This window comes from Verrucomicrobiia bacterium (assembly GCA_023953615.1).
GTDB lineage: Bacteria > Verrucomicrobiota > Verrucomicrobiia > Limisphaerales > JADLHS01 > JADLHS01.
Genome location: JAMLJH010000001.1, coordinates 706,582 through 719,587, shown reverse-complemented (window position 1 = coordinate 719,587; position 13,006 = coordinate 706,582). Strand labels below are relative to the sequence as shown.

Genomic DNA, 13,006 nt, shown 5'->3' with positions numbered 1-13,006 from the left:
CGGAGCGATCGGTTTTCCGAGGTAGCATGAGCTTCGGCGCAGTTTATGGGCGGCGTCACCCACCAGAGTCGGTTGAAAAATGCCAGCGCCGCAAGAATGACTGGAAGCCATCCCGTCGGTCATGCGGGCGCTACTGATGCTTTCCGTCACTCCAATTCAATCCGCGTCGTCACGGATGATTGTGTCGGGCGACGCGAATTTGCTACTACTTGGGGAGACGGTTTGGTTTACCATCGGACGACCGGCTTCGCGTTAGCCGGGGACTTGGTGCATGCTCCCCATGCACGTAGGAATTCAAATTATTTGAAGTATGACACAACTTTCGGTCAGTGAATTAGCGGCTCGGACGGATCTGGCTTTCTGGAAGCCAATGGTTTCTCCGCCAGAGTTCGCCGCGGTTTGCGCCTCCGCCCGAGACGTTCGCGCGCTGGTGGTCAACACCGCTCATTTGCTCGCGGCGGCGCACGCGCTGGAGGAAAGCGCCACGCAACTGGTCGCTTGGGTGGGATTTCCCTTGGGACTCAATGACCGGGATGTGAAGCGTTACGAGACGGAAGTGGCGGTTGACCTGGGCGCGCAGGAAATTGAGCTGGTGCTGAGTTTGGAGCAGGTGAAAAACAGTTCGTCGCGCGCAGTTTTGCGGGAGATCCACGATGTGGTGGAGGCGGCGGATGAACGGCCGGTTTGTGTGACGTTTGAATCCGCGGCTTTATCCCCGGCGGAACGACTACAGTTCATTGAACTCGTGGCGGATTCGGGGCTGAAAGCCATCGCGACGGGAACGGATTTCTGGCCGGACAGCCGGGTCAGTGCGGACGATATCAAAGCGCTTCGGGATGCGTTGGCGCCGAAGCTGGCGATCAAGGCGGTGGGAAATATCCGAACGCTTGAGGCGGCGCGAGCCTTGATCGCTGCCGGAGCCGCGCGCATCGGCACGACGCACTTGAAGCTTTTGGAGGCGTCATGATGTGGCTCCCGTTTGACTTGTTCCGCGTCTCTCGTCACTCTGCTGGTTGATGAATTGCATCCGCCTGTTATCGGAACAGGTCGCCAATCAAATCGCCGCGGGCGAAGTGATCGAGCGACCGGCGAGCATCGTCAAGGAACTGGTCGAAAATTCGCTGGATGCCGGAGCGTTGCGCATTCTGGTGGAGGTTCAGGCGGGCGGGCGCAGTTTGGTGCGGGTGACGGATGATGGCCGTGGAATGAACCGCGATGACGCGCTGCTGTGTCTCGAACGCCACGCCACCAGCAAGATCAGCAAGGCGCAGGATTTGGCGGTGATTGCCACGATGGGATTTCGCGGGGAAGCGCTGCCGAGTATCGCGAGCGTCAGTCGCTTCACGCTGACGACCCGTGAGCGCGATAGTGCCTCGCCGGAGGGCACGCAGGTCGTGGTCAACGGCGGCAAGATTATCGAGGTCAAGGCCGCCGGTTGCGCCACCGGCACGAGCGTCGAGGTGCGTCAGTTGTTTTTCAATCTGCCGGCCCGTCGAAAATTTTTGCGCACGGAGGAAACAGAAGCGGCGCACATCCAGCACTATCTGACCTTGGCGGCACTGGCGTTTCCGCAGGTGGCATTCACTTTTCTCAAGGACGGACGCACAGTCTGGCAGCTTCCGGCTCAGCGTTCCGGCGCGACTACCGCGGAAAAATTAGTCGCCTTGCGCGAGCGGATTCGCGCGTTGCTCGGAGAAGTGAAATTGGTCGAAGTGGATTTCACGGCGGACTACGCGGTGGAGGAGCGTGAGACTTTCGATGAGACGGAATCATTTGAGAATGCGCTTCCGGAGCTTCCCGCATCGGGGCACGCAGCTCGAAATCCACAATTCCGGGTTTGGGGATTGATTGGTGCGCCGGGTGTCTCGCGAGCGAATCGGCAGGACCAATACGTGTTCGTGAACCGTCGCCCGGTGGAAAATCGCAGCGTCAATTTTGCCCTGTTGGAGGGCTACCACACCGCTTTGATGAAAGGCCGTTATCCGGTTGGTTGTTTGTTTCTCGAAATTGATCCGGCGGCGGTGGATGTGAACATTCATCCGACCAAGCGCGAAGTGAAGTTCCATCGCGAGCGCGAAGTGTCACGCGGCGTGGCGGAAGCGGTGCGTCAGGCGTTGTTGAAATTTCATCAGCAACCCCCAGCCGTTGCGCCATCGGAGTCGCAGCGCTTGGAAGTTGTTGCAGGAACTGAAGAGGTCAGTCGCGCAAGTGATTTGGCGACGGCGCGCGCAATGGTGACGCCGACGTTACCGCAATTTCCAAGTCAATCACCGGCAGTGTCGCGGGCGACAGAGCAGAGCGCGTTGAAAATAGGATTTGCTCCCGCCCGTCCGGCCGAGGTGGACAGACCGCTTCCCGCGCTGCCTGGAGATCAACATTCCGCTGAGGGAGCGGCGGTGACGGCTGAACGGGAAACGAGTTTGTCGGCAGCCCCGAACGCGGTGGGCGCGCCGCCGCTTCTGGCCGTGCCGTTGCGGTTGGTGGGCGTCATTGGACGGCTCTACGTTGTGTTGGAATCAGATCGAGGCTTGGTGTTGTTGGATCAACATGCGGCGCACGAACGCATCCTGTTTGAGCAGATGTTGACCCGATTGGAACGCAAGGAGCTTGCGCCATCGCAAAAGCTGTTGCTGCCGGAGACGGTTGAGTTAGCGCCGCGCGACGCCAATTTCTTGCGCGGCCAGCTTGAGGCGTTGACGCGCCTTGGCGTGGGCTTGAGCGAGTTTGGCGAACAGACATTTCTGCTCGATGCGCTGCCGCCTTTCGTCAGAGTCGGTGACGCGCGGCGATTCATGCTGGATCTGGTTGACGAACTGAAGACGGCGGGGCAGGGCATCAATTCCGCCCGGCTGGGCGAGAGCGTGGTGGCGAAAACGGTGTGTCGCCATGCCGTGAAAGCCAATGATCCGCTGGCCGGACGGGAGTTGGAAAATTTGGTGGAAGACCTGCGGCACTGCGCCATGCCCTACACCTGTCCACATGGGCGACCCACGCTTATCGAGATGAATTATCGCGAGCTGGAACGAAAATTTGGACGTGCCCAATGAAGTCGCCACAAATACTTTTCGTCACTGGCACGGATACGGGCGTGGGGAAAACTGTTTTCACCGCATTGGCGACGTTGTATCTGCGGCAGTTGGGATTCCGCGTGGCCGCGTTGAAACCGGTGGCTTCGGGAGGGCGCAGTGACGGCCGGATTTTGCGCGCGGCGGCAGGCCAAGTGCTTTCGCTGGACGAGGTGAACCCATGGCATTTTCGCGCGCCGATTGCCCCGGTGCTGGCGGCGGCACAAGAACATCGCAAGGTCCAACTGCGTGAAGTGGTACGGCAAATTCACCGGGTCGGCAAGGCGTTTGAAGTCGTGGTGGTCGAGGGCGCCGGCGGATTGCTCAGTCCGCTAGGCGCGGATTTTGATTCGCGTGATCTGATTGTCGCTTTGAAGGCGACGCCAATCATTGTGACGGCGAACAAGCTGGGCGCAATCAATCAGGTGCGGCTGGTTCTTGACGCGTTGCCGGCGCCGCTCCGACCGGAAGCGCGGGTGGTGCTGGTTCAGCAACCTCGCGCGGATAAGGCGAGTCGCACCAACCTGCAGTTGCTGCAACATTTTATTGCGCCGTCGCGGCTACGGATTCTGCCGTGGATCAAGAGCTGAACCGGACCCGGATTCACCGGGTTCAGCGGCTTTGCTTCAGCATCCACTCGTAAAACTTGGGATCGGCGTAGGCTGGTTTCCAGGAATCGTGCTTGGTGTTCGGATAAATGGTGAGTTGGAGGTTGGTGACGCCGCTTTGTTTGAGCGCGTTGACCACGCGTTCCGACTCCGCGACCGGAACAACATTGTCATCAGCGCCGTGAAACGCCCAGATGGGCAGCCGTTGCAAGTCCTGTCTTTTGTCCCAAGTGCCGAGCATGACCTCAATCATGTTGGCGCCGCCGCAAATCGGGGCGATGGCGGCAAACAATTCGGGATGCGCCAGCCCCAGACTCCAAGTGCCATAACCGCCCATGCTGAGTCCGGTCAGGTAGATGCGCTTTTTATCCACTTTGTGCGTGGCGGTAAACTCGTTGAGCAGTGCCAGCAATGGTTCGTTTTGCCAAAGTTCGTTGGCCGGACATTGCGGCGCGAGGATGATGAAGGGGAAGCTTTGGCCTTGCTGGACGTGGTGCAAGGGGCCGTGAATTGCCACGCGGTTGACGTCGTTGCCGCGCTCGCCCGCGCCGTGCAGGAACAACATCAACGGCCAGTCTTTCTGGCCGGCAGCGTCGTAACCGGGCGGCAGGTACAATAGATATTGCAAAGTGCCGCTGCGGTGGCTCTGCCAATGATACGTGGCGGCGGTGAGAGGAGCATTGGTTTGAGCTTGAATAGGCATGATCAGGGAGCAGGTCAATGCGACGAGCAACAGCGGAGCAGTGGTTTTCATAATGGGCGATTTTATGGGATTACGGGTGGCAAAAGTGGATCGTGGCGACGCGGCCATTTTATTGACGAGATCATACGATTTTCAGTTTGGGTAAATCCTGCGAATCAATCAAGCCGACGGGTTCGTTCCTGGCGTTCACTACGATTAAATCATCAATGTTGCGTTCGTTGAACGTCTTGACGGCTTCCACGGCCAGGGCGGTGTCGCGAATGGAAATGGGATGAGGCGTCATCACGGATTTGAGCGGGCGTGAGAGCAGTTGTTCGTCCGCGGACATCTTGCGGCGGAAATCGCCATCGGTGAAAACGCCAATGAGTTTGTTGCGTCCGTTGACTACGGCGAGGCAGCCGGATTTGGCCCGGGTCATGACCAGCAACGCTTCTTTGACCGCGAGGTTTCCGTTCGCGATGGCACTGCGCTCGCCCGTGCGCATGATTTCGCCGACGCGCAAAAGCAGGGCGCGTCCGATGGCGCCGGCGGGGTGATATTTGGCGAAATCACTCTGTCGAAAACCGCGCGCCTGCATGACGGACATGGCGAGCGCGTCGCCCATTACGAGCATGGCCGTGGTGCTGGAAGTCGGGGCCAGTGCGAAGGGGCAGGCTTCCTTGGGCACGCGCACATTCAAGATGAGATCGCTGTGGCGACCGAGAGTGGATTTGGGGCTGCCGGTGAGCGAAATGATTTTAACGGAGAATCGCTTGATCGCGGGCAGCAAATTGAGCAGCTCGTCCGACTCGCCGGAATAACTGAGAGCCAGCACCACGTCGCCATCAGTGATGATGCCGAGATCGCCGTGCAACGCATTGACGCTGTTCAGCACGACGCTCGCGCTGCCGGTGCTGGTCAGGGTGGCGGAGATTTTTGCGCCGACATTGCCGGATTTGCCAATACCGACGATGACAATTTTACCGCGCTGACTGAGGGTTTGCGAAAGGAGCGTCACCACCGCGTCGAAGGATTGGTCCAGGTGCGCCCGCACCGCGCGTAGGGCGGCGACTTCCGTATCGAATACTTTTCGCGCGTTGGGCAGATAGCTCACCCGGACAGCATGGGCCGACGCGGCGGACGATTCAATCCCGAACGCGACCGAGGCCGCGGAGCCGCAGGACGGAACTTGCCTTGTCTTGGGCGGGCAGCTACAAAACCTTCGGATCATGACGGTGGATACTCAAATCCTGATGGCGCTGCGAGCCGTGGAAAACGGCGGCGTTTCCGGTTCCGAATTATCGCAGCAACTCGGCGTTACGCGCGCCGCGATCTGGGCGCGCATCGAAGAGCTGCGCAAGCTGGGTTATGAAATTCAGGCCAGTCCCGTTTTGGGATACCGTCTGGTGAGCGCGCCGGATGTATTGCACGCGGACGATTTGCTGGCGCGTTTGGGCAAAACCGAGGCGCTCGGTCGCGACATCCGCGTGTTTGAACGGACCACTTCGACCAATGACATCGTGGAAAAATTGGCGCGGGATGGAGTCAAGGAGGGCGTGGTGGTTTTTGCCGAAGCGCAAACGAAGGGGCGTGGGCGATTGGGGCGTACCTGGATTTCGCCAACGCGCAAAGGACTCTGGTTTTCCCTTTTGTTGCGCCCGAAATTGCGCCCGCAAGAAGCGACACAACTCACGGTGATCGCCGCCACCGCCGCCGCACGGGCGATTCGGGCGGTGACCGGATTGCGCCCTGAAATCAAATGGCCGAATGATCTTTTGATCGGTGGGAAAAAAGTGGTGGGGATCCTCACGGAACTCAGCGCCGAAGTGGATTGCGTCAAACACATCACGCTGGGCATTGGGGTCAGCGTGAATCTGACGGAAATGGAGTTTCCCGCGGAGCTAAGAAAGATTGCCACCTCATTGCGAATGGAACTCGGCAAGCCGGTGGAACGTGCGGAATTGGCCACGGCGATTTTGCGTGAGTTGGATGTGGATTACGCGCGGATCAGGCGGGGCGAATTCCCGGCGCTGGCCGATGAGTGGGAGGCGCAGTGCGCCACGATTGGCAGACAGGTTACGGTGGAGGTCGGTCGCCGAAAAATCGGCGGTCGCGCCGAAGCGTTGGATGCCGAAGGGGCTTTGCTCTTGCGGACGGAGCACGGTGGTTTGGAGCGGATTGTGGGTGGTGATGTAACTTGGACTCAATGATTTTGCTCGTTGATATCGGAAACACCAACACGCACGTCGGGTTGGCAAATGAGCGTCGCTTGCTGCGGCAGATTGATCTGCCCACGGCGGACTTCTTTAAGGGAACGGCAGCGCAACGTTTGCGGATTTTTATCGGTCGCAATCACTTGCAGCGAGCCGCCATCTGCAGCGTGGTGCCGCAGGCTACGCCTAAAGTTCGAAGCGCGCTGCGCAAGTTATGGAATTTGCGCGCCCAAGAATTAACCCCAAAAACTTTGCGCGGAGTCGGAATTGATTATCCGCAACCGAATTCAATTGGAGCCGACCGTTTGGCGAATGCCGCAGCGGCGCGGCATCACTTTGGCGCACCGGTGGTGGTGGTGGATTTTGGCACCGCCGTCACGTTCGATGTGGTGGATCGCTACGGGAATTATGCGGGTGGCATCATCGCTCCCGGTTTGGCGGCGATGACGGATTATCTGCACGAACGGACGGCCTTGTTGCCGCGCCTGAAGATTCGTGAAATTGATTCAACGATTGGTAAGAGTACCAAGCAAGCCATGTTGATTGGCGCAGTTCACGGTTATCGCGGCCTGATCCGGGAATTGATCACCAGACTGCGACGCGAGTTGAAAGCGGCGCGCTTACCAGTGGTGGCAACCGGAAGCTACGCTCGATTATTGGCGACAAAGATGCCTGAAATCACCCGGGTGGAACCGCATTTGACCCTGGAAGGATTGCGATTAATTTTTCGGGAGCAGCAGTAGCGGGCGGTTTGAGCGAAAAACGTCGCGCGTCCAAAGAAAATTTTTCATAGAAAATTCGCAAGGTGTGAAAAGGCCTGATTTTATTGAGGAAATCACTGCAAAAATTTTTCATAAAACACTTGCGCTTTATTTTGCGCCTGTTAACTTGTCCGTCCTTCGCTGAAAAGGTGAAGGCGACTGAAACAAAACCAAGTGAAAGTCGGCGCGACAGCGAAAAGCGACGCGTTCTTTAACACTCAAACCTGAGATGCCGGGTTAGATGATAAAACGGCACTCAGCTTTTTGTCCTCCGAACACGAAGGCGAAAAGCGATTGAGTCAGGCTTTTAGGCGGTAACGCCTATGCTCTTTGAAAATTGAATTGTGCGATAAGTGAGAGCCCCTTCAGGCTCTAAACAGTTAGTGGTTTGGGTCTGAAGAGTTTTAAATTGCAATTCGTCCGATTAATCCTCGGACAAGAGTTAAACTAACGTTTTTATACGGAGAGTTTGATTCTGGCTCAGAACGAACGCTGGCGGCGTGGATAAGACATGCAAGTCGAACGATCACTGTTGAGTAGCAATATTTGGTAGTGAGAGTGGCGAAAGGGTGCGTAATACGTGGGTAATTTGCCGTAGAGTCTGGAATAACTTGCCGAAAGGTAAGCTAATACTGGATGACATTTCCGGGAGGCATCTTCTGGAACTTAAAGTTGGGGACCGTAAGGCCTGACGCTCTTCGATAAGCCCGCGGCCTATCAGCTAGTTGGTGGGGTAACGGCTCACCAAGGCTAAGACGGGTAGCTGGTCTGAGAGGACGACCAGCCACACTGGAACTGAGACACGGTCCAGACACCTACGGGTGGCAGCAGTCGAGAATTTTTCACAATGGGCGAAAGCCTGATGGAGCGACGCCGCGTGGGGGATGAATGGCTTCGGCCCGTAAACCCCTGTCATTTGCGATCAAACCTTACGATCTAATAAGTCGTGAGCTGATAGTAGCGAAAGAGGAAGGGACGGCTAACTCTGTGCCAGCAGCCGCGGTAATACAGAGGTCCCAAGCGTTGTTCGGATTCACTGGGCGTAAAGGGTGCGTAGGCGGTCGGGTAAGTCTGATGTGAAAGCTCGGAGCTCAACTCCGAAATGGCATCGGAAACTATTCGGCTCGAGGAATGGAGGGGAGACTGGAATACTTGGTGTAGCAGTGAAATGCGTAGATATCAAGTGGAACACCAGTGGCGAAGGCGAGTCTCTGGACATTTCCTGACGCTGAGGCACGAAAGCCAGGGGAGCAAACGGGATTAGATACCCCGGTAGTCCTGGCCCTAAACGGTGCGCATTTGCTGTAAGAGGAATCGACCCCTCTTGTGGCGAAGCTAACGCGTTAAATGCGCCGCCTGGGAAGTACGGCCGCAAGGTTAAAACTCAAAGAAATTGACGGGGGCCTGCACAAGCGGTGGAGTATGTGGCTTAATTCGATGCAACGCGAAGAACCTTACCTGGCCTTGACATGCAAGTAGTAGAATCCTGAAAGGGAGACGAGATAGCAATATCAGCTTGCACAGGTGCTGCATGGCTGTCGTCAGCTCGTGTCGTGAGATGTTGGGTTAAGTCCCGCAACGAGCGCAACCCCTGTGTCCTGTTGCCACCCCTTAATTGGGAGCACTCTGGACAGACTGCCTCGCTTCAACGAGGAGGAAGGTGGGGATGACGTCAAGTCAGCATGGCCCTTACGGCCAGGGCTGCACACGTACTACAATGCCCGGCACAAAGGGGCGCAAGACCGTTAGGTGGAGCAAATCCCAGAAAACCGGGCCCAGTTCAGATTGTCGTCTGCAACTCGACGGCATGAAGCTGGAATCGCTAGTAATGGCGCATCAGCTACGGCGCCGTGAATACGTTCCCAGGCCTTGTACACACCGCCCGTCACATCATGAAAGCCGGTTGTACCCGAAGTCGCCCCTCAAAAGGTGCCGAAGGTATGGCTGGTGATTGGGATGAAGTCGTAACAAGGTAGCCGTAGGGGAACCTGCGGCTGGATCACCTCCTTTCTAAGGAGAAACCACGGGTCCGGGATCAAAACCGGACTTCCGAGGTCGAACGCCTCGCAAGAGGCGGATAGGTTCAATACCTTATCGCACAGTTCAATTTTCAAAAGAGTTTGCTCTTTGAAGTTAAAGTGGTAGAAATCGGACTCCACCGGAGTCAAGGTTTACGCTGAAGGTTAGCTGCTTGATGAGCGATTACGCTCACAAAAGCGAGTTGATCAAAGCGTAAACACAAAATGACACGGGGCTGTAGCTCAGTTGGTAGAGCGGTAGCTTTGCAAGCTATAGGTCAGGAGTTCGAATCTCCTCAGCTCCACCAACTCTGTTGGGCGTGTAGCTCAGTTGGTTAGAGCATGCGCTTGATAAGCGCAGGGTCACTGGTTCAAATCCAGTCACGCCCACCACTTTAAGCAGTGAATTTGCCGGAACGACGGAGTGGGGTTAACCCCTCACGCCGCGCGGTTCGGAGTGTTCTTTGACAACTACACATAGGTAAAATATTGGGCAAAAATTACAATTCGCTGAGTGACCGTCAGCAGTGACGGCTCTCAAATATATGATCAAGCTACTAAGGGCTTATGGTGGATGCCTTGGTGCCAGGAGGCGATGAAGGACGTAGTAAGTTGCGATAAGCCACGGTGAGCCGCAAACAGGCGTTACCAGCCGTGGATTTCCGAATGGGACAACCCATCCAGAGTTACATCTGGATATTGACCGGATGAATTCATAGTCCGGCAAAGCAAAACGCGGTGAAGTGAAACATCTCAGTAACCGCAGGAAAAGAAAACGAAGTGATTCCGTCAGTAGTGGCGAGCGAAAGCGGAACAGCCTAAACCGGGAGGACTTGTCTTCCCGGGGTTGTGGGACCTTAATGTGATAGTCTGATCGTTAGTTTAACCTTCTGGAAAGTTGGGCCAAAGACCGTGACAGCCGGGTGAGCGAAAACGAAAGGACGTCTAGAGGTATCCCAAGTAGCACGGTGTAAGTGAAACTCTGTGCGAATCCGTCCCGACCATGGGATAAGGCTAAATACTACCTGGCAACCGATAGTGAACTAGTACCGCGAGGGAAAGGTGAAAAGAACCGCTGCGAGCGGAGTGAAATAGTACCTGAAACCATCTGCCTACAATGTGTTGGAGCCACGCAAGTGGTGACAGCTTGCCTTTTGCATAATGAGTCTGCGAGTTATTGTCAGTGGCCAGCCTAAGGTTCGATGAACTGGAGGCGAAGGGAAACCGAGTGCCAATAGCGCGATCAGTCGCTGGCAATAGACCCGAAGCGGAGGTGATCTACTCTTGAGCAGGTTGAAACTGCGGTAACACGCAGTGAAGGACCGAACTCGTGGATGTTGAAAAATCCTGAGATGACTTGAGAGTAGGAGCGAAAGACTAATCAAACCCCGTGATAGCTGGTTCTCTCCGAAATCGCTTGAGGGCGAGTGTTCTGGAAGTACCCGACGGAGGTAGAGCACTGAATGGCTTAGGGGCCTCACCAGGCTGCCAAAACCAATCAAACTCCGAATACCGTCGGTCTCAGTACCAGAGCAGTCAGACTGCAGGTGATAAGATCTGTGGTCGAGAGGGCAACAGCCCAGACCATCAGCTAAGGTGCCTAAATGTGATTAAGTGGAAAGGATGTGACGTTGCTTAGACAGTGAGGATGTTGGCTTAGAGGCAGCCATCATTTAAACAATGCGTAATAGCTGACTCATCGAGCGATGTCGCGCCGAAAATGATTGGCGATCAAATCACATACCGAAGCTATGGATTGGATTCCGGTTCGCCGGAATTCAGTGGTAGGAGAGCGTAATCAACGCAGTGAAGCTGGACGGAAACGGAAAGTGGAGCGTTGCTTAGTGAGAATGCAGACACGAGTAGCGATAAAACAGGTGAGAATCCTGTTCGCCGTAAACCCAAGGTTTCCTGGGCCAGGTTCGTCCTCCCAGGGTTAGCCGGGAGCTAAGTTGAGGCCGTAAGGCGTAAACGATGCACAGCAGGTTAAATATTCCTGCGCTTGCCCGGGTTAAGGCTGTGAACACGCATGGAATGACATCCACTAGACAATCGAATGTTGAGCTTAGGGTTCGCCCGAAGCGCATGGGTGGGATTCTGTGCCGAGAAAAATTCGCAGTTGTTCCCCGGGTGACCCGTACCGTAAACCGACACAGGTGGGTGAGTGTAAACGCACTCAGGCGCGCGAGAGAAACCTCTCTAAGGAACTCGGCACATTTGCCTCGTAACTTCGGGAGAAGAGGTGCTCACTTCGGTGAGCCACAGTAAATAGCGTTTAGCGACTGTTTAACAAAAGCACAGCACTCTGCCAAGTCGTGAAGACGACGTATAGGGTGTGACACGTGACCAATGCGGAAAGATCAAACCATCTTGTCAGCCGTAAGGCGAAGCTCGGTGGCCAAGTCCCCGTGAATGTCGGCCGTAACTATAACGGTCCTAAGGTAGCGAAATTCCTTGTCGGGTAAGTTCCGACCTGCACGAATCGTGTAACGACTGAACGACTGTCTCGGAGAGGATCTCGGCGAAACTGTAACGGCGGTGAAGATGCCGCCTGCCCGCAGTAGGACGGAAAGACCCTATGCACCTTTACTGTAAGCTCGTATTGGGTTTTGATTAATTTTGCGTAGCGTAGGTGGGAGACTTTGAAGCGAGCCCTTCGGGGTTCGTGGAGTCGCAATGTGAAACACCACTCTAAGTTAATTAGAATTCTAACCTCGATTCCTGTGAAGCCAGGCGGGGGACAGTGCGTGCGGGTCAGTTTGACTGGGGCGGTTTCCTCCCAAAGAGTAACGGAGGAGCGCGAAGCTTGGTTCAGCACGGTTGGCAATCGTGCGTTGAGGGTATGGCTAGAAACCAGGTTAACTGTGAGACAGACAAGTCGAGCAGGTGCGAAAGCAGGCCCAAATGATCCGACGGTGGAAAATGGAATTGCCGTCGCTCATCGGACAAAAGGTACGCTAGGGATAACAGGCTGATCGCTTCCAAGAGTTCATATCGACGAAGCGGTTTGGCACCTCGATGTCGGCTCATCGCTTCCTGGGGCTGGAGAAGGTCCCAAGGGTCCGGCTGTTCGCCGGTTAAAGCGGTACGCGAGCTGGGTTCAGAACGTCGTGAGACAGTTCGGTCCTTATCCACTGTGGGCGCAGGAAACTTGAGGGGTTCTAACCTTAGTACGAGAGGACCGGGTTAGACGCACTTCTGGTGTGGCAGTTGTTCCATCAGGGGCATCGCTGCGTAGCCATGTGCGGAAGAGATAAGCGCTGAAAGCATCTAAGTGCCAAGCTCCTCCCAAGATATTGTTTCCCGGAGCGCAAGCTCCCTAAAGACCACGGGCAGACTACCCGTTTGATAGGCTGGAGATGTAAGCATCGCGAGGTGTTCAGTTGACCAGTACTAATCGGTCGTGAGGCTTGATCGTAACTCTCCTTCCGGAGAGCTGCGATTTTACTCACGAATTGTAGCCCATGACCTGTGTGTAGTTTTCAGAGAACCTCCGCCGTGGAGTTCTTTAACAGTCTAAACATTTTATGGTGACCATACCGCAGTGGTCCGACCCGTTCCCATTCCGAACACGGCCGTCAAACACTGCCGGGCCGATGGTAGTAGTTCTATAGGTTCTGCGAGAGTAGGTCGTCGCCATTCTTTCAAAAAGGCCGGAT

The 13,006-nt window shown here is 55.8% G+C and carries 7 protein-coding genes, 2 tRNA genes and 3 rRNA genes; 10 read left to right on the top strand and 2 right to left on the bottom strand.

Translation table 11 applies throughout. The features are described from left to right. The first annotated feature begins 310 nt into the window (after positions 1-310). From deoC to bioD, 3 genes are read left to right on the top strand one after another with little or no spacing between them, the layout of a single operon-like run. Positions 311-967 carry a deoxyribose-phosphate aldolase gene (gene deoC / locus M9920_02795; GenBank protein MCO5051212.1) on the top strand — a complete coding sequence of 219 codons (657 nt, stop codon included), beginning with the start codon at positions 311-313 and terminating at the stop codon, positions 965-967. A gap of 49 nt (positions 968-1,016) precedes the next feature. Then, positions 1,017-3,047 carry a DNA mismatch repair endonuclease MutL gene (gene mutL, locus M9920_02790; protein MCO5051211.1) on the top strand — a complete coding sequence of 677 codons (2,031 nt, stop codon included), beginning with the start codon at positions 1,017-1,019 and terminating at the stop codon, positions 3,045-3,047. Further along, positions 3,044-3,655 (top strand): dethiobiotin synthase, encoded by a 612-nt coding sequence (gene bioD / locus M9920_02785; protein MCO5051210.1) that lies wholly within the window; start codon positions 3,044-3,046, stop codon positions 3,653-3,655. The genes mutL and bioD overlap by 4 nt, the downstream gene beginning before the upstream one ends. 22 nt (positions 3,656-3,677) lie before the next feature. Here bioD and M9920_02780 read toward each other — a convergent pair whose 3' ends face one another. Next, the gene (locus M9920_02780) at positions 3,678-4,427 is read right to left on the bottom strand and encodes a prolyl oligopeptidase family serine peptidase (protein ID MCO5051209.1); all 750 of its coding nucleotides are present in this window, start codon (positions 4,425-4,427) and stop codon (positions 3,678-3,680) included. Positions 4,428-4,497: 70 nt separating this feature from the next. Further along, on the bottom strand, positions 4,498-5,469 hold the full coding sequence (locus M9920_02775) for a KpsF/GutQ family sugar-phosphate isomerase (GenBank protein ID MCO5051208.1): 972 nt from the start codon (positions 5,467-5,469) through the stop codon (positions 4,498-4,500). A gap of 115 nt (positions 5,470-5,584) precedes the next feature. Between M9920_02775 and M9920_02770 the strand changes: the two genes are divergently transcribed. From M9920_02770 to rrf, 7 genes are all read left to right on the top strand, one after another. Then, positions 5,585-6,565: a biotin--[acetyl-CoA-carboxylase] ligase gene (locus tag M9920_02770; GenBank protein ID MCO5051207.1), complete on the top strand. Its 981-nt coding sequence runs from the start codon at positions 5,585-5,587 to the stop codon at positions 6,563-6,565. Then, on the top strand, positions 6,562-7,311 hold the full coding sequence (locus M9920_02765) for a type III pantothenate kinase (GenBank protein MCO5051206.1): 750 nt from the start codon (positions 6,562-6,564) through the stop codon (positions 7,309-7,311). The genes M9920_02770 and M9920_02765 overlap by 4 nt, the downstream gene beginning before the upstream one ends. Positions 7,312-7,786: 475 nt before the next feature. Then, positions 7,787-9,339, top strand: a 16S ribosomal RNA gene (locus tag M9920_02760). Positions 9,340-9,579: 240 nt separating this feature from the next. Continuing rightward, positions 9,580-9,655 (top strand) — tRNA-Ala (locus M9920_02755). A gap of 8 nt (positions 9,656-9,663) precedes the next feature. Then, positions 9,664-9,740: transfer RNA gene (locus M9920_02750), tRNA-Ile, on the top strand. Positions 9,741-9,894: 154 nt separating this feature from the next. Beyond that, positions 9,895-12,765, top strand: a 23S ribosomal RNA gene (locus M9920_02745). Between the two features lie 108 nt (positions 12,766-12,873). Next, positions 12,874-12,989: ribosomal RNA gene (rrf, locus tag M9920_02740) — 5S ribosomal RNA — on the top strand. The 16S, 23S and 5S rRNA genes sit together here with 2 tRNA genes alongside, the layout of an rRNA operon. The last annotated feature ends 17 nt before the right edge of the window (positions 12,990-13,006 follow it).

Excerpts from the sequence above, each read along its gene's own strand:
- deoC (MCO5051212.1), top strand. The coding sequence starts at position 311 with ATGACACAACTTTCGGTCAGTGAATTAGCGGCTCGGACGGATCTGGCT.
- mutL (MCO5051211.1), top strand. The coding sequence starts at position 1,017 with ATGAATTGCATCCGCCTGTTATCGGAACAGGTCGCCAATCAAATCGCC.
- bioD (MCO5051210.1), top strand. The coding sequence starts at position 3,044 with ATGAAGTCGCCACAAATACTTTTCGTCACTGGCACGGATACGGGCGTG.
- M9920_02780 (MCO5051209.1), bottom strand. The coding sequence starts at position 4,427 with ATGAAAACCACTGCTCCGCTGTTGCTCGTCGCATTGACCTGCTCCCTG.
- M9920_02770 (MCO5051207.1), top strand. The coding sequence starts at position 5,585 with ATGACGGTGGATACTCAAATCCTGATGGCGCTGCGAGCCGTGGAAAAC.
- M9920_02765 (MCO5051206.1), top strand. The coding sequence starts at position 6,562 with ATGATTTTGCTCGTTGATATCGGAAACACCAACACGCACGTCGGGTTG.